General features: G+C 60.9%; 19 protein-coding genes. 11 read left to right on the top strand and 8 right to left on the bottom strand.

The genetic code is table 11. The features are described from left to right. Positions 1–54: 54 nt before the first annotated feature. The 5 genes from TK42_RS02070 to TK42_RS02045 form a co-directional block, all read right to left on the bottom strand. Positions 55–1,497 carry an amidase gene (locus TK42_RS02070; RefSeq protein WP_032877306.1) on the bottom strand — a complete coding sequence of 481 codons (1,443 nt, stop codon included), beginning with the start codon at positions 1,495–1,497 and terminating at the stop codon, positions 55–57. Continuing rightward, positions 1,494–2,804: a citrate-proton symporter gene (locus TK42_RS02065; protein ID WP_103733487.1), complete on the bottom strand. Its 1,311-nt coding sequence runs from the start codon at positions 2,802–2,804 to the stop codon at positions 1,494–1,496. Before TK42_RS02065 ends, TK42_RS02070 begins: the two co-directional genes overlap by 4 nt. A 60-nt stretch (positions 2,805–2,864) precedes the next feature. Continuing rightward, a complete protein-coding gene (locus TK42_RS02060; protein WP_103733486.1) occupies positions 2,865–4,040 on the bottom strand; it encodes a M20 aminoacylase family protein in 1,176 nt (391 codons plus the stop codon). 258 nt (positions 4,041–4,298) lie between these two features. Continuing rightward, a complete protein-coding gene (locus tag TK42_RS02050) occupies positions 4,299–4,613 on the bottom strand; it encodes an amidase (protein WP_103733485.1) in 315 nt (104 codons plus the stop codon). Beyond that, positions 4,610–5,683 (bottom strand): serine hydrolase, encoded by a 1,074-nt coding sequence (locus TK42_RS02045; protein ID WP_103733484.1) that lies wholly within the window; start codon positions 5,681–5,683, stop codon positions 4,610–4,612. The genes TK42_RS02050 and TK42_RS02045 overlap by 4 nt, the downstream gene beginning before the upstream one ends. A gap of 184 nt (positions 5,684–5,867) precedes the next feature. Between TK42_RS02045 and olsB the strand changes: the two genes are divergently transcribed. Together olsB and TK42_RS02035 are read left to right on the top strand one after the other, a co-directional pair. Next, the gene (gene olsB, locus TK42_RS02040) at positions 5,868–6,623 is read left to right on the top strand and encodes an L-ornithine N(alpha)-acyltransferase (RefSeq protein ID WP_005785912.1); all 756 of its coding nucleotides are present in this window, start codon (positions 5,868–5,870) and stop codon (positions 6,621–6,623) included. Beyond that, positions 6,623–7,414 (top strand): lysophospholipid acyltransferase family protein, encoded by a 792-nt coding sequence (locus tag TK42_RS02035; RefSeq protein WP_032877310.1) that lies wholly within the window; start codon positions 6,623–6,625, stop codon positions 7,412–7,414. Before olsB ends, TK42_RS02035 begins: the two co-directional genes overlap by 1 nt. 107 nt (positions 7,415–7,521) lie before the next feature. Here TK42_RS02035 and TK42_RS02030 read toward each other — a convergent pair whose 3' ends face one another. Next, positions 7,522–8,106 carry an ACP phosphodiesterase gene (locus tag TK42_RS02030; protein WP_032877311.1) on the bottom strand — a complete coding sequence of 195 codons (585 nt, stop codon included), beginning with the start codon at positions 8,104–8,106 and terminating at the stop codon, positions 7,522–7,524. A gap of 155 nt (positions 8,107–8,261) precedes the next feature. On the opposite strand from TK42_RS02030, the gene TK42_RS02025 reads away from it, so the two are divergent. The 3 genes from TK42_RS02025 to TK42_RS02015 are packed head-to-tail and all read left to right on the top strand — an operon-like array spanning position 8,262 to position 10,840. Beyond that, positions 8,262–8,576: a helix-turn-helix transcriptional regulator gene (locus TK42_RS02025; protein WP_032877312.1), complete on the top strand. Its 315-nt coding sequence runs from the start codon at positions 8,262–8,264 to the stop codon at positions 8,574–8,576. A 14-nt stretch (positions 8,577–8,590) separates the two neighbouring features. Continuing rightward, positions 8,591–9,757 carry an MFS transporter gene (locus tag TK42_RS02020; protein ID WP_005785906.1) on the top strand — a complete coding sequence of 389 codons (1,167 nt, stop codon included), beginning with the start codon at positions 8,591–8,593 and terminating at the stop codon, positions 9,755–9,757. A gap of 27 nt (positions 9,758–9,784) precedes the next feature. Continuing rightward, complete coding sequence (locus TK42_RS02015) at positions 9,785–10,840, top strand: alkene reductase (RefSeq protein ID WP_103733483.1); 1,056 nt, start codon at positions 9,785–9,787, stop codon at positions 10,838–10,840. A 301-nt stretch (positions 10,841–11,141) separates the two neighbouring features. Here the strand turns inward: TK42_RS02015 and TK42_RS02010 are convergent, their stop codons facing one another. Continuing rightward, positions 11,142–11,774, bottom strand: coding sequence for a TetR family transcriptional regulator (locus TK42_RS02010; protein WP_005785903.1), 633 nt, complete (start codon positions 11,772–11,774; stop codon positions 11,142–11,144). Between the two features lie 265 nt (positions 11,775–12,039). Between TK42_RS02010 and TK42_RS02005 the strand changes: the two genes are divergently transcribed. The 6 genes from TK42_RS02005 (at position 12,040) to TK42_RS01980 (ending at position 21,597) form a co-directional block, all read left to right on the top strand. Then, complete coding sequence (locus tag TK42_RS02005) at positions 12,040–13,188, top strand: efflux RND transporter periplasmic adaptor subunit (protein WP_103733482.1); 1,149 nt, start codon at positions 12,040–12,042, stop codon at positions 13,186–13,188. A 3-nt stretch (positions 13,189–13,191) separates the two neighbouring features. Continuing rightward, on the top strand, positions 13,192–16,353 hold the full coding sequence (locus TK42_RS02000; protein ID WP_032877315.1) for an efflux RND transporter permease subunit: 3,162 nt from the start codon (positions 13,192–13,194) through the stop codon (positions 16,351–16,353). Then, the gene (gene adeC / locus TK42_RS01995; protein WP_032877316.1) at positions 16,350–17,807 is read left to right on the top strand and encodes an AdeC/AdeK/OprM family multidrug efflux complex outer membrane factor; all 1,458 of its coding nucleotides are present in this window, start codon (positions 16,350–16,352) and stop codon (positions 17,805–17,807) included. The genes TK42_RS02000 and adeC overlap by 4 nt, the downstream gene beginning before the upstream one ends. Positions 17,808–17,990: 183 nt before the next feature. After that, on the top strand, positions 17,991–19,241 hold the full coding sequence (locus TK42_RS01990; RefSeq protein WP_032877317.1) for an OprD family porin: 1,251 nt from the start codon (positions 17,991–17,993) through the stop codon (positions 19,239–19,241). A gap of 82 nt (positions 19,242–19,323) precedes the next feature. Further along, positions 19,324–20,223 (top strand): polysaccharide deacetylase family protein, encoded by a 900-nt coding sequence (locus TK42_RS01985; protein WP_032881064.1) that lies wholly within the window; start codon positions 19,324–19,326, stop codon positions 20,221–20,223. Positions 20,224–20,463: 240 nt separating this feature from the next. After that, positions 20,464–21,597, top strand: coding sequence for a hypothetical protein (locus TK42_RS01980; protein WP_103733481.1), 1,134 nt, complete (start codon positions 20,464–20,466; stop codon positions 21,595–21,597). Positions 21,598–21,663: 66 nt separating this feature from the next. Here the strand turns inward: TK42_RS01980 and pcaC are convergent, their stop codons facing one another. Continuing rightward, positions 21,664–22,056, bottom strand: coding sequence for a 4-carboxymuconolactone decarboxylase (pcaC, locus tag TK42_RS01975; RefSeq protein ID WP_005785883.1), 393 nt, complete (start codon positions 22,054–22,056; stop codon positions 21,664–21,666). Positions 22,057–22,066 lie beyond the last annotated feature (10 nt).

Here is a 22,066-nt window from a genome sequence, read left to right as displayed (position 1 = left end):
CTGTTGCCGGTGGATGATCTGTTTTACACAGCAAGATACAGGCCCGGTCGCAGGTCAGGTGGTGGTGGCAATGCACGCCGGCGGCCGGCGCTGCACCCATTGAGTCAGCTGTTCATGGGCAAATGCCAGTTGCAGCACGGCTCGGTCGGCCTGGGCCGGGCCGATGACTTGCAGGCCCATGGGCAGCCCTTGGGGGTTGAAGCCCACCGGGATGCTCATGCTCGGCAAACCGGCGAGTGTCGGGCCGATCACCACTTCCATCCAGCGGTGATAGGTGTCCATTTCGCGCCCGCCAACGAGGCGTGGCCAAGGCTGTTGTGCATCGAAAGGGAACACTTGGGCGGTGGGCAACAGCAGAAAATCGTAACGTTCAAACAACTTGGCCAGGGCCCGATACCACTCGCTGCGATCCACCGACGCCTGGTACACCTGCTGGGCACTCAGGCCCTGGCCGCCCTCCACTTCCCATTGCGCTTCGGGCTTGAGCAATGCGCGTTTTCGCGGGTTGGCGTAGGCCGCGCCGAGGTTGCCGTGCACCAGCCAATGGCGGTGTACCAGCCAGCAACGCCACAGGCGCGCCAGGGAAAAGTCCGGCTGGCAGCTTTGCACCTCGCAGCCCAGCGTGGCGAAATCATCGAGTGCCGCCTCGCACAGGCTCAGCACGCCGTCTTGCATCGGCAGATAACCGTTGTAGTCACCCAGCCAACCCAGGCGCGTGCCTTTGAAGTCGCGCTGTAACGACTGGCCCAGCATCGCGGGATCGTCCTGGGATGACAAGGGCACACGGGGGTCGTAACCGGCCTGGATGCTCAGCAGCCGCGCTACATCCGTGACACTGCGCCCCATCGGGCCTTCGGTGCCCAGTTGCTGCACAAACAGCTCCGGCATCGGCCCGTGGGGCACGCGGCCCTGGGACGGGCGCAAGCCGAACACGTTATTGAACGCCGCCGGGTTGCGCAGCGAGCCCATCATGTCGCTGCCATCGGCCACCGGCAACATCCGCAACGCGAGGGCCACCGCTGCCCCGCCGCTGCTGCCGCCGGCCGTCAGGCGTGGGTCATAGGCATTGCCGGTGGTGCCGAACAGCGTGTTGTAGGTGTGGGACCCCAGGCCAAACTCCGGCACGTTGGTCTTGCCGATGATGATCGCGCCACTGGCGCGCACCCGCGCCACGCTGATGGCGTCTTCGCTGGGCACGTGCTCGGCAAACAACGGTGAGCCCAAGGTGGTACGCAAACCTTGGGTCGCCGCCAGATCTTTGATGGCCTGGGGCATGCCATGCATCCAACCGCGGGATTGACCCTGGTACAGCTCACGGTCGCAGGCCCTAGCCTCGGCCAGCACAACCTCGCTGTCGCGCAACGACACCAGCGCATTCACACGGGGGTTGAAACGCTGGATCTGCGCCAGGTACGCCTGCATCACCTCTTCGCACGATACCTGCCGCCCATGGATCGCCTGCGACAGTTGCGTGGCATCCCAATCGACAATACTCAAGGCTTCACCTCTCTGGAAAACGGCAGCGGTTTGCTCGCTCGTGGTGCCTCGCGCATGCAATAAGTGCCGAGCAGCGTCAGCACGCACGCGAACAATACGTAGAACGACGGCGCCACCGGCGTGCCCAGCACCTTGCTCAGCCAAGTGACGATCAACGGCGCAAAACCGCCGAACACCATCACCGCCACGTTATAGGCCACCGACACGCCGGTCGAGCGCACCTCGATGGGAAACTGTTCAGCCAACGCCGTCGGCGCCGGGCCGAAGAACCCGCCAATGGCCGTGCACAGCATTACCTGCATCACCAGCAAGCGCTCGATGGACGGCGCGGCAGCCACCCATACATACAACGGGTAGACCATCACGAAGAACGCCAGGGTGAAGGCCATCAACACCGGTCGCCGCCCCAAACGATCCGAGAGCAGGCCGGACAACGGAATCACCACGGTCATCAGCGCCACCGCAAACATCTGCACCATCAGCACCTGGTCCAACGGCAGGCCGAGATTCTTGTGGGCGAAGGTCGGCATGTTCACCAACACCACATAGAACGACACCGTCGCCCCGCACGCCAGGCCCATGGACACCAGGATGCTGCGCCGATGCTCACGCAGCACCTGCATCAGGCTCGGTGCCGGGCCGGTGGCGTTTTTACGCGCCTGGATAAACTCTTCCGGGTCCTCCATGTGCCGCCGGATCCACAACCCCACCGGGCCGATCAGCAAGCCCAGCACAAACGGCAGGCGCCAGCCCCACAGGTCGAGGGTTTCGGGGGAGAAGAAGTGCGTGACCAGCGCCACCATCGCCGCACCACCAAACACCGCCAGGCACTGTCCCACCAATTGCCAGGAACCATACAAGCCCTTGCGATGGGCCGGTGCGCTCTCCACCAGAAACGCCGTGGCACTCGCGTATTCACCGCCGGTGGCAAATCCCTGAAGCATCCGCGCCACCACAATCAGCAACGGCGCGCCCATACCGATGGCGGCGTAGTTGGGGGCGAAGCCGATCAGCGCGATGGACACGGTCATCAGCCGGATAATCAACTGCATCGCGGCTTTGCGGCCTTTGCGGTCGGCGTAGATACCCAACAGGATCCCGCCCACCGGCCGCATGAAAAAGCCCACGCCAAAGGTGGCCAGGGCCATCAGCAGCGAAGCGTATTCATCCTCCGACGGGAAAAACTGCCGGGCGATGATGCTGGCGAGAAAGCCGTAGACGATGAAGTCATACCATTCCAGTGCATTGCCGATCACGGCGGCCACCACTTGGCGGGTGCGCGAGACGCCTGGTTTTAAAGTCTGCATGAGGAGCACTCCATTCAACCGATAAGGGAAAGGGTCCAGCGGCAGAAAAAAGTGCGGTCGTCAGGCAGGCTTGAGCCAGCTCTCGGCCAACGCGCCCCAATAGGCGGCGCCGGTCAGCAGGATGTCGTCGTTGAAGTCATAGCCGGGGTTATGCACCATCGGCCGCGACACGCCGTTGCCGATAAACAGGTAACTGCCGGGGCAGCGTTGCAGCATCCAGGCGAAGTCTTCACTGCCCATCAGCGTGCGAGTGTTGCCGTCCACCGCATCGGCGCCGAGCAAGGCCACACCGACCTGGCGAGCGAATTCGGTTTCTTCGCCATGGTTGACCAGCACCGGGTAGGCCGGACGGTGCTCGATCTGCACGGTGCAGCCGAAGCTGGCGGCCTGGGTGTTGATGATCGCGTTGACCCGCTCCAGCATCTGTTCGCGCACCTTGGGGTTGAGTGCACGCAGGCTCAGGCGCAGCAAGGCTTGCTGGGGAATCACGTTGGCGGCCTGGCCGGCTTGCAGCGCACCGACCGTAACCACGGCGGCTTCCTGGGTATCGATATTGCGCGCTACTACCGTCTGCAAGGCCATGACCATACTCGCCGCCGCCACCAGTGGATCGACCGTCAGATGCGGCATGGAACCGTGGCCGCCGACGCCTTCAAGGGTGACAGTGAGCAAGTCCTGGGACGCCATCATCGGGCCAACTCTTAATCCCAAATGCCCCGCCGGCAAGCCCGGCATATTGTGCATGCCGAACAGGCCGTCACACGGGAAGCGCTCCAGCAAACCATCCGCCAACATCGCCTCGGCACCGCCCTGGCCTTCTTCGGCGGGTTGAAAAATCAGATTCAGGGTGCCGTCGAATTGCCGGGTCGCCGCCAGGTAGCGGGCAGCGCCGAGCAGCATGGTGGTGTGGCCGTCATGCCCGCAGGCGTGCATGCAACCGGCGTGCTGGCTGGTGTAGGCCGCACCGGTATTTTCGATGATGGGCAAGGCGTCCATATCGGCACGAATACCCAGCGTGCGCGAACTGCTGCCATTGCGCAGCACGCCGACCACACCGGTTTTGCCAATGCCGGTATGCACCTCATACCCCCAATCCCGCAGGGACTGCGCGACCAGCGCTGAGGTGCGGTTCTCTTCAAAGCCGAGTTCGGGATGGGCGTGGATATCGTGGCGCACAGCGTGCAAGTCGCTGGCGACATCGCTGAGCCAATCCAGAATGTGCTGGTGTGGGCGCATGGTGATTCTCCTCACAGGCGGGTGGTCCCGTTCTTGTTAGCGACACATCGACAGCTAAGCGCGATGTGGGGCTGAGGACAATCAAAGGTGGTTCCACCCTGTGGAACCTCAGGGCCGGTTCTTTTTCCGAGAACCCACGCAGATAATCTAAATGTGGGAGCTGGCTTGCCTGCGATGACGGCGGCACAGGCACCAGTGATGTTGGCTGACCTGACGCTATCGCAGGCAAGCCAGCTCCCACAGGGGAATTTGGGTGTGTCAGGGGTTGAGGCGGCAGCCTTGGCGGTTGCCCAACCACCGTGCCGTATGCGTACGCCCCAACCCACTCGCCGTCACTTCACTGCGCTCCGGCGTGTCGATCAACGCACTGGTCGGCACGTACTGCTTCACATACCCACGGCAATACTGCGCCGGGTTGTTCTCCACATACCGACACGAGCAATACTCCTTGGCCGTGTACGCCGCGATGATGTCGGGGAAGGCTTGCAGGTTGACGCGCTCGTGCCATACCCAACCCAATAGGGCCAGCAACAGCAGTAGCAGCAGGCTGGTAAATGGCCGACGACGAATCATGACCGCACCGCCGCCAGCACGCGCTTGAGCAGTTCGTTGTGGCGGTAGCTGCCATCGCGGTCATCGCCGTAGCGCACGATCACCAAGTGCTCGTCGGGCAGTACAAACAGTGCCTGGCCCCAGTGCCCCAGCGCAGCGAAGGTGTCGGTCGGCGCGTCGGGCCAGGGTTGGGGCGTACCCTTGTTGAGCCACCAGTGGCCGCCCGGTACCGCTTCATCCTGGCCGGCTTTGTATTTGTCGAAAGGCCGCCGATTGAAAGCCACCCACTCTTTGGGCAGCAACTGTTGCTCACCCCAGCGCCCATCCCGTGCCATCAGCAGCCCGACCCGCGCCAGATCGCGAGCAGTGAGGTAGGCGTAGGACGAGGCAACAAAGGTTTCGTCGGCATCGGTTTCCCACGTCGCGTTGCGAATGCCCAATGGCTTGAACAGCGCATCCCACGGATAGCTCATGTACGCCTGGTGGCCGAGCATCCCTTTAAGCGCAGCGGACAGAATATTGCTGTCGCCACTGGAATAACGGAACGCCTGGCCGGGCTCGGAGGCGGCTTCGGTATCGGCGGCAAATTGCGCCATATCGTCACGCCCACGGGTATAGAGCATCGCCACAACAGAAGACTTCAACGGGGCGTATTCATAGTCCTCCTGCCAATCCAGCCCCGAAGCCCAATGGAGCAAGTCGGCCATGCTCACCTTGGGGTGCTGCTTCATTGGCGGGTAAAAACGTGCGGCCGGGTCGGTGAGCTTGAAACGGTTTTCGCCGTAGGCCACGCCGAGCACAGTGGCCATCAGGCTTTTGCTCACCGACCAGGTCAGGTGCGGCGTGCTGGCGGTGGTTGGCGCGGCGTAGCGTTCGTAGATGATTTCGCCGTCACGAATGACCAGCAGCGCGTCGGTACGAATGCCTTTGCGGGTGGTGTCGTCACGGGTTGGGAAAGCATAGGCGTTCAGGGCATCGACAGCAGGACCTTCAAGTGACGTGCCCGTGGCCCATTCTTTTTCGGGCCAGGTTTCAGCGCGGACGGTAGCGGTGACTAAAAGCACAATAACGCACAGCAGGCCTCGGACCATGGGCACGAACTCAACGGGGCATTCAAGCCCGCGAGCCTAGCGCAGGCCAATGACAGATTTGCTACACGGGGGCTGTCACCCAACCGTCACCGTAAGTTCATGGAGATGACACCGAGGCTACATAGCCTGACTTTGGACAACAAAGTCGACTGGCCGCAACCTGGCCGGCACCCGGAGACTCGCTATGACTCAGATCGCCCGCATCAGCGACAAAGGCAATGAACGCCGTCTGCAAGCCGAACGCCTGGTGGGCGCCAAGGCCTTGCAGGAAGCCCAGGCCCTGCGGTTCAACGTGTTCAGCGGCGAGTTCAACGCCAAGCTGAAAGGCGCGGAACTGGGCCTGGACATGGATGACTATGATGTTCACTGCAGCCACATCGGCGTGCGGGACTTGAACAGCGGTCGACTCGTCGCCACCACCCGTCTGCTCGACCACCAGGCCGCCAGCACTTTGGGCCGGTTCTACAGCGAAGAAGAATTCAGCCTGCATGGCTTGCTGCACTTGCAAGGCCCGATCCTGGAAATCGGTCGCACCTGCGTCGACCCGGCTTACCGCAACGGCGGCACCATCGCGGTGCTCTGGGGCGAACTGGCCGAAGTGCTCAACCAGGGCAGCTACAGCTACCTGATGGGCTGCGCGAGCATCCCGATGCACGATGGCGGCATTCAGGCCCACGCAATCATGCAGCGCTTGCGCGAGCGCTACCTGTGCAACGAACACCTGCGCGCCGAGCCGAAAAAGCCACTGCCGGCCCTGGACTTGCCGTCCAACGTCATCGCCGAAATGCCACCGCTGCTCAAAGCTTATATGCGCCTGGGCGCGAAGATCTGCGGCGAGCCGTGCTGGGATGAAGACTTCCAGGTGGCCGATGTGTTCATCCTGCTCAAGCGCGATGAGTTGTGCCCGCGCTACGCGCGCCACTTCAAGGCGGCGATGTGATGAACCGCCTGCGCATCTACGGGCGCATCGCCCGCGTGCTGTTGGTGGTGGCGCTGGGCTTGAGCATGGCCAGTGTGTTTGGCCTGTTCGAACGTCTGGGCGTGGCCAATTCGATGGTGCGGCGCCAGCGTTGGTCGCGGTTCTTTATGGCGCGGTTGAGCAACGCCCTGCCCTTTCGCGTAACGGTGCACGGCGAGTTGCCGCAAGCGCCGATGCTGTGGGTGAGCAATCACGTGTCCTGGACCGACATTCCACTGCTGGGCATGGTCACGCCGCTGTCGTTTTTGTCCAAGGCCGAAGTCCGCACCTGGCCGGTAGCCGGCTGGCTGGCGGCCAAGGCCGGCAGTCTGTTCATTCGTCGTGGCGCGGGTGACAGCCAGTTGATCCGCAAACAGATGACCCGCCATCTGGAGCAACAGCACCCGCTGCTGATGTTCCCCGAGGGCACCACTACCGACGGGCGCAGCTTGCGTACGTTTCACGGGCGTTTGCTGGCCAGTGCAATCGATGCGGATGTGTCGCTGCAACCGGTGGCGATTCGTTATCTGCGTGACGGTGGGGTTGATCCGCTGGCGCCGTTCATTGGCGATGACGATTTGCTCTCGCACTTGATGCGCTTGTTTTCCAACGACCAGGGCGATGTGCAGATTCATCTGCTCAAGCCGATTGCCTGCGCCGGGCAGGAACGCGCGGCACTGGCGTATCAGGCGCAGCAGGCGGTGCAAAAGGCGTTGTTTGGCCCGGTGCCGGAAGCTGAGCAAGTGGCTGCTCGACCTGCGTTCGCGGCATAAAGCGGGCACAGTCATATGTGGGAGGGGGCTTGCTCCCGATAGCAGTTGTTCAGTCAACATAGACAGTGACTGACACACCGCAATCGGGAGCAAGCCCCCTCCCACATTTAGACATCGGTGGTCAGTTGGATCTGTGCAAATCTCTGCAATTGGGGATAGAACACCCGGAAATCTTCACTTAACGGCTTATAAAGCTCGCGCAACTCGTGCATCGCAAATCCGAGTGCCTGCGGGTCAGTCAGCCGCCGCGAAATTCCACGCAGCACCTGCTCCATCACCGCGAACTCGCGATACGAACCCAGCCAGTCATCCGCCGCCATATACGGCGCAATCTGCGCCAGCCGCCCCGGTAACTCAGGTTCTGCCGCCAGCACGCGATACACCTGCGAGGTAAAACGCTCCAGGGGCTGCTCGGCATACAACGCCCAATCCCGCGCCAGGCAATGGTCAAAAAATACATCGAGCACGATCCCGGCATAGCGCCTGCGGGTAAGGCTGAAGCGCGACAACGCCTCGCCCACCAACGGGTGGCTATCGGTAAACCGGTCAATCGAACGGTGCAACTGGATCGCTGCTTCGATTTGCGGGCTGAACTGGCCCTGCAGGCGGCCTTTGACGAAGTCGCCATACAGGCTGCCCAGCAGTTGCGCAGGAAGTTGGCCGCCCAGGTGCAGATGTGCGAGATAATTCATGGCGCGCAGTCTATCACTGCCGCACTCATATCGTTATAACCCGATATACCGATTCGCTTTGGCCTCAGATCAAAATCATATTGGTATATCGAGATATGACGATTTAAAGTTCGCCTCATCGCGATATAACGCTTTACGACACCGAGCACCCTGCCATGTCCATCGACCTCGACGAAATAATAAAAGCCCTGGCGCACCCAGTACGACGAGACATCCTCACCTGGCTCAAAGACCCGAAAGTGCAATTCCCCGAGCAACTGCACAACCACGAATACGGCATCTGCGCCGGGCAGATCGACCAGCGCTGCGGCCTGTCCCAGTCGACCGTGTCGGCGCACCTTGCGACCTTGCAACGGGCGGGATTGATCAGCAGCCAGAAGGCCGGGCAATGGCACTTTTTCAAACGCAATGAGGAGACGATCCAAGCCTTTCTCACGGCGCTCATAACCGAACTCAGCGCACCGCAATAACCAAGGAAACGCAAATGCCCCTCTCGCTCCTCATACTGGCCCTGAGTGCCTTCGCCATCGGCACCACCGAGTTCGTCATCATGGGGCTGCTGCCCGATGTCGCGGCGGACCTGGGTGTGTCGATTCCCGGCGCCGGCTGGCTGGTCACCGGCTACGCCTTGGGCGTGGCCATCGGCGCGCCCTTCATGGCACTGGCCACCGCCAGGCTGCCACGCAAGGCCGCTCTGGTAGCGTTGATGGGCATCTTTATTGTCGGCAACCTCCTCTGCGCCTTGGCCAGTGACTACAACGTGCTGATGTTTGCCCGCGTCGTCACGGCGCTGTGCCACGGTGCCTTCTTCGGGATCGGTTCCGTGGTGGCGGCCAACCTGGTGCCGGCCAATAAACGCGCTTCTGCGGTGGCCTTGATGTTCACCGGTTTGACCCTGGCCAACGTGCTCGGCGTGCCGTTGGGCACTGCACTGGGTCAGGAAGCTGGCTGGCGCTCGACCTTTTGGGCAGTGACCGTGATTGGCGTGATCGCCTTGATCGGCCTGATCCGCTTCCTGCCGGCCAAGCGTGACGAAGAAAAACTCGACATGCGCGCCGAACTCGCTGCCCTCAAAGGCGCGGGTATCTGGTTGTCGCTGAGCATGACGGCGCTGTTCGCCGCCTCCATGTTCACCCTCTTTACCTACGTAGCCCCGCTGCTGGGCGATGTAACCGGCGTGTCGCCCAAAGGCGTGACCTGGACCCTGCTGTTGATCGGCCTGGGCCTCACGGTGGGCAACATCATCGGCGGCAAGCTGGCGGACAAACGCCTGGCGGCCACCCTGATCGGCGTGTTCATCAGCATGGCGGTGGTTTCCACGGTGTTGAGCTGGACCAGCGTTGCACTGATACCGACCGAAATCACCCTGTTCCTATGGGCCACCGCCTCGTTTGCCGCCGTACCAGCGCTGCAGATCAACGTGGTGACCTTCGGCAAGGCCGCCCCCAACCTGGTGTCCACCCTGAACATCGGCGCCTTCAACATCGGTAACGCCCTCGGCGCCTGGGTCGGTGGCAGCGTGATTGCCCACGGCTTCGGCCTGACCAGCGTGCCCCTGGCCGCAGCAGCACTGGCGATTCTCGCGCTGCTGGTGACCCTGATTACCTTCCGCCAGAGCGGCGATGCCGACCTGGCCCCCGCGACCAACTGATCAACTTAAAGACAAAGGTGTTTTCCCATGACGACTATTTTCGATCCAATCACACTGGGCGACCTGGAACTGTCGAACCGCATCATCATGGCGCCACTGACCCGCTGCCGTGCCGATGCCGGCCGCGTGCCCAACGCGCTGATGGCCGAGTATTACGTGCAGCGCGCATCCGCCGGGCTGATCCTCAGCGAAGCCACCTCCGTGACGCCCATGGGCGTGGGCTACCCGGACACGCCGGGCATCTGGTCCAACGACCAGGTGCGCGGCTGGGCCAACATCACCAAGGCTGTGCATGGCGCGGGCGGCAAGATCTTCCTGCAACTGTGGCATGTGGGTCGCATCTCCCATGAGTCCTACCTGAACGGCGAAACCCCGGTGGCGCCAAGCGCGATCCAGCCTAAAGGCCACGTCAGCCTGGTGCGCCCACTGGCCGACTACCCTACCCCGCGCGCCCTGGAAACCGCTGAAATCGCCGACGTCGTCGACGCTTACCGCGTGGGCGCCGAAAACGCCAAGGCCGCAGGCTTTGACGGCGTGGAAATCCACGGCGCCAACGGCTACCTGCTCGACCAGTTCCTGCAAAGCAGCACCAACCAGCGCACCGACCAATACGGCGGTTCCCTGGAAAACCGTGCGCGCCTGCTGCTGGAAGTGACCGACGCCGCCATCGAAGTCTGGGGCGCCGGCCGCGTGGGCGTGCATCTGGCACCGCGTGGCGATGCGCACGACATGGGCGACGCCAATCTGGCCGAAACCTTCACCTACGTCGCCAGCGAACTGGGCAAGCGTGGCATCGCCTTCATCTGCTCCCGTGAAAAAGAAGGCGCGGACAGCCTCGGCCCACAACTGAAAAAAGCCTTCGGCGGCGTCTACATCGCCAACGAACGTTTCACCAAAGACAGCGCCAACGCCTGGCTGGCGGCGGGCAAAGCGGATGCGGTGGCCTTCGGTATTCCTTTCATCGCCAACCCGGACCTGCCGGCGCGCTTGAAGGCGGATGCAGCGCTGAATGAGCCGCACCCGGAAACCTTCTATGGCAAAGGCCCGGTGGGTTATATCGACTATCCGACGCTGCCGATCTAACCTGATCCGCAAAACCAATGTGGGAGGGGGCTTGCCCCCGATAGCAGTGCTTCAGTCAACACATCAGTGACTGATACACCGCAATCGGGGGCAAGCCCCCTCCCACATTTGCCTGTTTGTAGCGCCTGCGGAAACATTGCTTCACAGAACGGCAACAATATCGCTACAAAATACTTAGCCGGCTACCTATCAACGGCCCGCCAGCCCGTATATAACGTCACCCCACAAATCAGGCAGAAGGACGATTGACGATCCTTAGGCTTTACTGTTGACACAACTGGTCGCAATTACGCATTTTGTCTCAATTGCGCAGGCTGGGGCTCAGGCGCAGCATGTCCAGCCCTATATCAGCCCAGCGCTCGGCGTCCTGATGCAATTGAAAACTGTCAGGCACCAGCAGCCACTGGCCGATCAAGCCGTGGATAAAGGCATGAATACACACAGCGCCGCGGGTGGTATCCAGCGTGGCTGGAAGTTGCCCGCGATGGACCGCGTTACGCAACGTCAAGCCGATGCGCAGGTTGCACTCAAGGGTGTGGGTCTGGCGTTGGCGGCGCATGTCACACATTTCATCGGTGAACTCGCACTTATGAAACAGAATCTCGTTGATGCGCCGGGTTTTCGGGTCCAGGGCCACTTCATGGTAGAGATGAATCAGCAGCTTGCGCATACAGCCCAGCGGGTCGGCTTCGTCCTCGCTTTCACTGGCCCGCGCCAGTTCGTCCAGGGGCTCGTGCAACGTGTCGAGCAGTGCCTGAAGCAAGTCGGACTTGTTGCTGAAGTGCCAGTAGATAGCCCCGCGCGTCACCCCTGCCAGCGTGGCGATGTCCGCCAGGGTGGTCCGCGCGACGCCGCGCTCATAAAAGGCTTGCTCGGCGGCTTGGAGAATCTGGCTGCGCGTTTCCTGAGCTTCCTCTTTGGTGCGACGAACCATGGCAGTAAAACCTCAATCGGGACACTGTGGATGGTACTTGACCATCATCTGAATAATTATGGGACGACGCCGTCATGGGCACCGAACGTACTAGAATCGAGGCTTGCGGCAGTGCTTTGTCAACAATGCGCCAAGCCTGTCAAGAGTTTACAAACAACCATGAACGTAAGTATATTGCGTAGCAAGCTACTTATCCACTCACGGCTTGTTTTTTACCCTTCCACACTTCTTGTGCGCACTCTGCGCGCCTGACCCGAGGATCTTCATGCAACTTAAGCCAGCTGTTACCGCTCTGGTCACTGCCGTCGCCCTGGCATCGCTGCTCAGCGGATGTAAAAAGGAAGAAGCGGCACCGCCCGCTCAAACCCCTCAGGTCGGCGTGGTCACCATTCAACCGCAAGCCTATACCCTGACCACCGAGCTGCCAGGCCGCACCACGGCCTTTCGCATCGCGGAAGTGCGGCCTCAGGTCAACGGCATCATTCTCAAGCGCCTGTTCAAGGAAGGCGCCGACGTGAAGGAAGGGCAACAGCTCTACCAGATCGACCCGTCGGTGTATGAGGCCACGCTGAAAAGCGCACAAGCCAGCCTGTCCCAGACCAAGTCCATCAGCGACCGCTACAAGCAGTTGGTCGATGAACAGGCCGTCAGCCGTCAGGAATACGACACCGCCGTCGCCAACCGCATGACCGCCGAAGCAAACGTTCAAACCGCCCAGATCAACGTGCGCTACACCAAAGTGTTTGCACCGATCTCCGGGCGCATTGGTCGTTCTTCGGTGACCGAAGGCGCGCTGGTCAGCAATGGCCAGGCCGATGCCATGGCCGTGATTCAGCAACTGGACCCGATCTACGTCGACGTTACGCAGTCCTCGGCTGAAATGCTGAAACTGCGCCGCGACCTGGAAAGCGGCCAGCTGGAGAAGGCCGGCGAAAACGCCGCCAAGGTCAAGCTGACCCTGGAAGACGGCACGCCTTACGCCCAGGACGGCAAGCTGGAATTCTCCGAAGTGTCGGTCGACCAGACCACCGGTTCCGTGACCCTGCGTGCCGTGTTCCCCAACCCTGACCACGTGCTGCTGCCGGGCATGTTCGTGCACGCCCAGTTGCTGGCCGGCGTGAACAGCAAGGCCATCCTGGCTCCGCAGCAAGGCGTGACCCGTGACCTGCGCGGCATTCCGACGGCGCTGATCGTGAACAAGGACAACAAGGTCGAGCAACGCGAACTGGTTGCCAACCGTACCGCGGGTGCCTACTGGCTGGTGGAAAAAGGCCTCAATGCCGGTGACCGCGTCATCACCGAAGGCTTGCAATACGTCAAGCCGGGCGCCGAGGTGAAGGTCACGGAAGCTGCCAACGCTAAACCCGCCGGTACTGCTGCAGCACCTGCTGCCGCTGCTGGTCAAGGGGAGTAATCCATGTCGAAATTTTTTATCGACCGCCCCATTTTCGCCTGGGTAATTGCCCTGGTGATCATGCTGGTCGGGGCACTCTCGATCCTGAAGTTGCCCATCAACCAATACCCGGCCATTGCGCCAACGGCCATTGATATCCAGGTGACCTACCCAGGCGCTTCCGCACAAACCGTGCAGGACACCGTGGTGCAGGTCATCGAGCAACAGCTCAACGGTATCGACAACCTGCGTTATGTCTCCTCGGACAGTAACTCCGACGGCAGCATGACCATCACCGTGACGTTCAACCAGGGTACCAACCCGGATATCGCCCAGGTTCAGGTACAGAACAAGCTGAACCTGGCCACCCCGCTGCTGCCGCAAGAAGTGCAGCAACAGGGTATCCGCGTGACCAAGTCGGTGAAGAACTTCCTGATGGTGATCGGTCTGGTGTCGGAAGACGGCAGCATGACCAAGGACGACCTCTCCAACTACATCGTGTCCAACATCCAGGACCCGATCTCCCGTACCGCGGGGGTGGGTGACTTCCAGGTGTTCGGTTCGCAGTACGCCATGCGTATCTGGCTCGACCCGGCCAAACTGAACAATTACCAGCTCACGCCAGTGGACGTCAGCAATGCCATCAAGGCCCAGAACGTGCAGGTGGCCACCGGCCAACTGGGCGGCCTGCCTGCGCTGCCCGGCACCCAACTGAACGCCACCATCATCGGCAAGACGCGCCTGCAAAGCACAGAGGAATTCGCCAAGATCCTGATGAAGGTGAACACCGACGGCTCCCAAGTTCGCCTAGGTGACGTCGCGCGTATCGAACTGGGCGGCCAGAACTACAGCATCAGTGCGCAATTCAACGGCAAGCCGGCCTCGGGTATGGCAATCAAGCTGGCGGCCGGTGCCAACGCACTGGACACCGGCAAGGCCATCCGCGAAACAGTGAAGTCTCTGGAACCGTTCTTCCCGCCAGGCATGAAGGCGGTGGTGCCCTATGACACTACGCCGGTAGTGACCGAGTCGATCTCCGGCGTGGTTCACACCCTGGTCGAAGCGATCGTGCTGGTGTTCCTGGTGATGTTCCTGTTCCTGCAGAACTTCCGCGCCACCATCATCACCACCATGACCGTACCGGTGGTATTGCTGGGTACCTTCGGGATCCTGGCGGCGTGCGGCTTCACCATCAATACCCTGACCATGTTCGGCATGATCCTGGCCATCGGCTTGCTGGTGGACGATGCCATCGTCGTGGTGGAAAACGTCGAACGGGTCATGGCCGAGGAGCACCTGTCGCCCAAGGAAGCGACGATCAAGTCCATGGGCCAGATCCAGGGCGCCCTGGTGGGTATTGCCCTGGTACTGTCGGCGGTATTGCTGCCGATGGCGTTCTTCGGTGGCTCCACCGGTGTGATCTACCGCCAGTTCTCCATCACCATTGTTTCGGCGATGGCGTTGTCGGTACTGGTTGCCCTGATCTTCACCCCGGCCTTGTGCGCCACCATGCTCAAGCCGATCGATCCGGAAAAGCACGGCCAGCCCAAGCGCGGCTTCTTTGGCTGGTTCAACCGCACCTTCGACAGCGGCGTACTCAAGTACGAGCGCGGCGTGGGCAACATGATCAAGCACAAGATCCCGGCGTTTCTGGTGTATGTGCTGATTCTGGCCGGCATGATCTGGATGTTCACCCGTATTCCAAGCGCGTTCCTGCCAGAGGAAGACCAGGGTGTGATCTTCGCCCAGGTGCAGACACCGGTAGGCGCTTCGGCTGAGCGCACGCAAAAAGTCGTCGATGACATGCGCGCCTTCCTGCTGAACGACAAGGAAGGTGAGCCTGGCGAAGGCAAGTCGGTGAACTCGGTGTTTACCGTAAACGGCTTCAACTTCGCCGGCCGTGGCCAGAGCTCGGGCCTTGCGTTCGTGATGCTCAAGCCGTGGGACGAGCGTGACTCGACCCAATCGGTATTCGAAGTGGCCAAGCGTGCCCAGGGTTACTTCTTCGGGGCCTTCAAGGACGCCATGGTATTTGCCATCGTGCCGCCTTCGGTGCTGGAATTGGGTAACGCCACCGGTTTCGACGTGTTCCTGCAAGACCAGGGTGGCGTGGGCCACGACAAGCTGATGGCTGCCCGTAACCAGTTCCTCGGTGCGGCGGCGCAAAGCAAGGTGCTGGCGGGCGTACGTCCCAACGGCGTGAACGATGAACCGCAGTACGAGCTGACCGTCGACGACGAGAAAGCCAGTGCCCAGGGCATCAGCCTTGCCGATATCCAGCAGACCCTGGCCATTGCCTTGGGTGGCAGCTACATCAACGACTTCATCGACCGTGGTCGTGTGAAGAAGGTGTATGTGCAAGGTGACGCCGCCAGCCGCATGTCGCCGGAAGACCTGGACAAATGGTACGTACGCAGCGGCGACGGAAAAATGGTGCCGCTGTCGGCCATCTCGTCAGGCCAGTGGATCTACGGTTCGCCCAAGCTTTCGCGATACAACGGTGTAGCGGCGATGGAAATCCTCGGTACCCCGGCACCAGGCTACAGTACCGGTGATGCGATGGCCGAAGTCGAACGCATTGCCAAAGAACTGCCGGCCGGTGTCGGCTATGCCTGGACAGGCCTGTCGTACGAAGAACGCCTGTCCGGCTCCCAGGCGCCAGCCCTGTACGCATTGTCGCTGCTGGTGGTGTTCCTGTGCCTGGCGGCACTGTACGAAAGCTGGTCGATCCCGATCGCGGTGATTCTGGTTGTGCCACTGGGTGTGATCGGTGCACTGATCGCTACCAGTATGCGGGGCTTGTCCAACGACGTGTTCTTCCAGGTGGGCTTGCTGGTGACGGTGGGCCTGGCGGCGAAAAACGCCATCCTGATCGTGGAATTCGCCAAAGAGCTGCACGAGCAAGGCAAAGGCATCGTCGAGGCGGCTATCGAAGCGTCCCGGATGCGTCTGCGCCCGATCATCATGACGTCCATGGCGTTCGTGCTCGGCGTACTGCCGCTGGCGATTTCCAGCGGTGCCGGCTCAGGCAGCCAGCACGCGATCGGTACCGGCGTGATCGGCGGTATGATCACCGCCACTGTGCTTGCCATTTTCTGGGTGCCACTGTTCTACGCAACCGTGTCCTCGGCCGGCGAACGCAAAAAGAAAGACACTACTGAAACTCCTAAAGAGGCTGGCCAATGAGCAAGTCGCTACTTTCCCTAGCCGTCACGGCATTCGTGCTCAGTGGCTGCTCGCTGATACCTGACTATCAGCGCCCCGATGCGCCGGTGGCTGCACAGTTCCCGCAGGGGCCGGCGTATTCGTCGGCCCAGGCGCCGAACCAGGCCGCTGCCGAGCAGGGCTGGAAGCAGTTTTTCCATGACCCTGCCCTGCAACAGCTGATCCAGACCGCATTGGTGAACAACCGTGACCTGCGTGTCGCGGCCCTGAACATCGACGCCTATGCAGCGCAGTACCAGATCCAGCGTGCCGACCTGTTCCCGGCGGTATCGGCCACCGGTAACGGCAGCCGTTCGCGCACCCCGGCCAAGCTGTCACAGACCGGCGAATCGTCTATCGCCAGCCAGTACTCGGCGGGCCTGGGGATCAGCTCTTATGAGCTGGACCTGTTCGGTCGCGTGCGCAGCCTGAGTGAAGAAGCGCTGCAGAAGTACTTCGCCACTGAAGAAGCGCGGCGCAGTACCCAGATCAGCCTGGTGGCCAGCGTGGCCAATGCCTACCTGACCTGGCAGGCCGACAAGGAACTGCTCAAGCTGACCCAGGACACCCTGGGTGCGTTCGAGCAGAGCTTCAAGCTCACCTCGCGCAGCAACGAAGTCGGCGTGGCGTCGGCGCTGGACCTCAGCCAGGCACGCACCTCGGTGGAAAACGCCCGGGTGCAACTGGCACGTTATACGCGCCAGGTGGCTCAGGACGAAAACAGCCTGACCCTGTTGCTGGGCACCGGCCTGCCGGCGAATATCGCCAGCAAGCCGCTGTCCGATGACCTGCTCAGCGAAGTGCCTGCCGGCTTGCCGTCAGACCTGCTGCAACGTCGTCCCGACATTGTGCAGGCCGAGTACAACCTCAAGGCTGCCAATGCCAATATCGGCGCGGCCCGTGCGGCGTTCTTCCCGAGCATCAGCCTGACGGCCAGTGCCGGTACCGCCAGCCCAACACTGGGCGGCCTGTTCAAAGGCGGTTCGGGTACCTGGGCGTTTGCCCCGCAGATCAACATCCCGATCTTCAACGCCGGTAGCCTGCGCGCAAGCCTGGACTACTCGAAGATCCAGAAAGAGATCAACGTGGCCAACTACGAGAAAGCCATCCAGACCGGCTTCCAGGAAGTCTCCGACGGCCTCGCTGCGCGTCAGACCTACAAGCAGCAACTGGATGCCCAACGTGGCTTCGTCGAGGCTAACCAGGATTACTACCGCCTGGCCGAGCGTCGCTACCGCATTGGTGTCGACAGCAACCTGACTTTCCTCGACGCCCAGCGCCAACTGTTCAGTGCCCAGCAATCGCTGATCACCGACCGCCTGGCGCAGCTGACCAGCGAGGTCAACCTGTACAAGGCCCTCGGCGGTGGCTGGAATGAGCAGACCGCCAAGAACGAGCCGTTGAAAGAACAAGCACCGCCGTTGAAGTTGTTCTGATAGCGCGTGTGTAAGAAAACCGCTTCCCTTACCGGAAGCGGTTTTTTTATGCCTGGTTTTTTACCTCGCCAACTTGCGTTCGATCACCGCCCACAACCCGCCCTCCCCCACTTTCATCGCCCCCATACCGCCGCGCACCATGGCCGCCACCTGCATAAACCCAATAACAACAGGTCCAACACCATGAGCACTTTTCACCCGCGCCAGCTGTTGCTGGCTGCCGCTGTCGGCAGTCTTGCCGTTCCTGCAATCGCCGAAGAACACGGTTTTCTTGAAGATGCCAGCGCCAACCTCAACCTGCGTAACTTCTTCTTCAACCGCAATTACACCAACCCGACCAAGGCCCAGGGTGGCGCGCAGGAGTGGACGCAGAGTTTCATCCTCGACGCCAAGTCCGGCTTTACCCAAGGCACCGTGGGTTTTGGTGTGGATGTGCTGGGCCTGTACTCGCTCAAGCTTGATGGCGGGCGCGGCACGGGCGGCACCCAGTTGCTGCCGCTGGACCATGATGGCCGTCCGGCGGATGAGTTCGGGCGCCTGGGCGTGGCGTTCAAGGCGCGGTTTTCCAAGACAGAGCTGAAGGTAGGCGAATGGATGCCGGTGCTGCCGATCTTGCGTTCCGACGACGGCCGCTCCCTGCCGCAGACCCTGCGCGGCGGGCAGATCACCTCGAAGGAAATCGACGGCCTGACCCTGTATGGCGGCCAGTTCCGCGCCAACAGCCCGCGTGACGACGGCAGCATGAGCGACATGTCGATGTTCGGCAAAACCGCCTTCACTTCCGACCGTTTCAATTTCCAAGGTGCCGAGTACGCATTCAACGACAAGCGCACCCAGGTCGGCGTATGGAATGCCCAGCTCAAGGACATCTACAGCCAGCAGTATCTCAACCTGATCCACAGCCAGCCTGTCGGCGCCTGGACCCTCGGCGCCAACCTCGGGTTCTTCTACGGCAAGGACGATGGCAGCGCCCGCGCAGGTAACCTGGACAACAAAACCTGGTCCGGCTTGCTTTCTGCCAGGTACGGCGGCAATACCTTCTACGTTGGCCTGCAAAAACTCACCGGCAACAGCGCCTGGATGCGCGTCAACGGCACCAGTGGCGGCACCCTGGCCAACGACAGCTATAACTCCAGCTACGACAACGCCGAGGAAAAATCCTGGCAAGTGCGCCACGACTACAACTTTGCCGCCCTGGGCATTCCTGGCCTGACCCTGATGAACCGCTATATCAGCGGCAGCAACGTGCACACCGGCACTATCACCGACGGCAAGGAGTGGGGCCGCGAAAGTGAAGTGGGCTACACCGTGCAGAGCGGCGGCCTGAAAAACCTCACGGTGCGCTGGCGTAATTCGAGCATGCGCCGCGACTACAGCAACAACGAATTCGACGAAAACCGGTTGATCGTCAGCTACCCCATCAGTCTGCTGTAAACCGGCGCCGGACTTGCTGTATGGTGCGCGCCTGCCGCTGCTGATCCCCCCAGCAGCGGCCTTTATCGAGCCTGCGTACCTGATGAAACCCTTTGCCGCAGCGAGCGTAGTGTTTGCCTTGGCCCTGAGCCTGAGTGGCTGCATCGGCGCGCCCATTGCCCTGACACCGGCAACCCAGCAACGCTTGCAAGCCCAGGCGCCGATCCGCTTTCTGCTGACCTTCGATGACGGCCCCAGCGCCTCGGGCTACAACAACCCGAGCCGTTCGGTCGTGGCGGATCTGGCGAATAACCCGGTATTGCCGGGGATCAAGGCGGTGTTCTTCTTGCAGACCGAAGCGGCCCGCTCCGGCGGTAGCTCTCGAGGGCGCAAGACCATGGAACGTGAATTCGCCGCTGGCCATGTACTGGCCTTCCACACGGCGACGGCGTTTCATACCAATCACCGCTGGCTGAACGATGCAGAGCTGGAATACACCCTCACCGAAGGTGCGACAGACATTGCCGCCATCACCGGCACGCCGCCCGTGCTGGTACGCCCTCCGTTCTGGAACTACGACCGCCGTACCTTCGCCGCCTACCAGCGGCATGGCATGCACGTACTGCTGACGGACCTCAGTGCCAATGACGGCAAGATCTGGGGCTTCAACGCCAGCCCGCGCCGGCGGGCCAATTTGTATCGGCAGCTGTCGGTCGTGCGTGAGCGCATCGCGCTGGGTGAACTGCCGATGGTGGAAGGCGTGATACCGGTGGTAGTGACCTTCCATGACATCAACCGCTACACCGCCCGGCATATGCAGGAATACATGCAGATCCTGATGGACAGCGCGCGAATCAACGGAGTGAAGACTGCTTCCGAGCCGTTCTACACCGACACCGCCATGCTGGAACGCGCAGCACTGGCACGTACCGTGAAGGATGTGAATGAAGAGGTCCATTTGCCGGGTGTATGGAACTGGATATGGGATGCGGACTCACACTGAAAGCTACAAACAATTACAACAGTAAGATATTTAAGTCAGACAGGTAGTCCCATCCTGCCCCACCACGCCCACCTTATTAACCACCCACTGACCATAAGCCCTTTGAATACGTAGGAAAGTGAAACAAGTGGCGTTGGAACTCAGTACTCCTTCCCGCCCACTATCGGATCAGTAGTTCGCAAGACTTACCGCGCACTGCCCAACCTTCTCACACTTCCCAACCTTTAAAAGGACTTAGTCATGTTGACAACTCCCTTACAGAACAACTATTCGCACAGCCTTTACAGCCCTAACGAAAAATCCATTCACCGCGATAAAAAACACTCAGACTCCCTCCACCCGCTGCACCGTAAAGAAAATAACTTTCTACCGGCGAACACCGCCAAACCTGCGCGCTTCGCGAAGGATCAGGTTGCTACCTCGCTGGCCGGCCAGCGTGTTAACTCCGCGATGGATAAACCCGCCAATTCCGCAGCTACGGCTCCAGCACAACAGCCCATCGAATCAAGCCCCATCACCGAAGTGCCACGCGCCCTCACCAGTACCCCGACCACTCACACGTACGATAACGGTAACGTCAAGATCACCTCGGCAACGGCTCATGAAGGCAGTTTTCACGGCGTTCCCATGCTGCGCAACAAAGTCACCATCGAAACCGGTAATAGTGCAGACAACGTTCACCTCAAGAGTCTTCCGGACATTGGGGTCGTCGCAGAAATAAACGGCAGGCGATACCTGTTACCGGTTCAGAATGCTGGCGGCATGACCGAGACCGTGGAAATAAAAACCAGGGGTGGCGATGACCACGTCACGATTGCAGACGACATCTGGTTCCAAACCACTGTGAGTCTTAACGACAACCACGCGGTTTCCGGGACCAATGGGTATACCTCCGCCCCCGAGTCAGTGGGCGTGAAAACATTCTCGCAACCCGGAATCATCGCCATTGCACCTCACCTGCAAAAAGGCGCCGAGTTCAAACATGACGAGACCACATTCAAGTTCTCGCCAAACGCCAACCCAAGGCAGTTCGGCGACGGCGTCATGCAAATAACCGCCGGCAGCGGCAATGACACTATTCGTATCAGCGCAGCAGAAGACAATTCATTGTTAGCTGAAGTGAATGGGCAACAATTCCTCCTGCCTATTAAAAACGATCCAGCAGGTGGTTCCAGGCTGTTCATTCAAGCCGGAGACGGAGACGATAAAGTCACCATCGACTCTAATGTAAAGAACTATGCCTTTATCAACATGGGCGAGGGTAAAGCAGGCACTTTGTACAGTGGCGGCGGGTTCGTTTCGGGTGAAGAAGAGCCCAATTTGAGGCAGCGCTATACCACGCAAAACTACAAACCTGTCGGGACCAGTGCCTGAACCCCACGCTGGCGTAATCTCATGAATACTGCCCGCCCGATGATCACGGGCGGGTCTTCTCGCCAATTACGCGCGCGATTCAACCCCGAGCTCATCCCACACCGACTCGGCCAAGTGAAACGTCGCATTCGCCGCCGGTATTCCGCAATAGATCGCACTCTGCATCAGCACTTCCTTGATCTCGGCGCGGGTCACACCATTGCTGGCGGCCGCACGCAGGTGCAGCTTGAGCTCTTCACTGCGGTTCATGCCGATCAACATGGCGATGGTGATCAGGCTGCGGGTATGCCGAGGCAGCCCGGGGCGCGTCCAGATATCGCCCCAGGCATGGCGCGTGATCATTTCCTGGAACTCGCTGTTGAACTCGGTGAGGGCATTAAGGCTGCGGTCGACATGAGCATCGCCCAGCACTTCGCGGCGCACCTGCAGGCCATCGGCGTAACGTTGTTTCTCGTCCACAAAACGCTCC

Origin of the sequence: Pseudomonas sp. GZJR-8, assembly GCF_002916705.1 — a bacterium.
GTDB classification, from domain to species: Bacteria; Pseudomonadota; Gammaproteobacteria; order Pseudomonadales; family Pseudomonadaceae; genus Aquipseudomonas; species Aquipseudomonas synxantha_A.
This window is presented reverse-complemented; position numbering and strand designations above follow the sequence as displayed.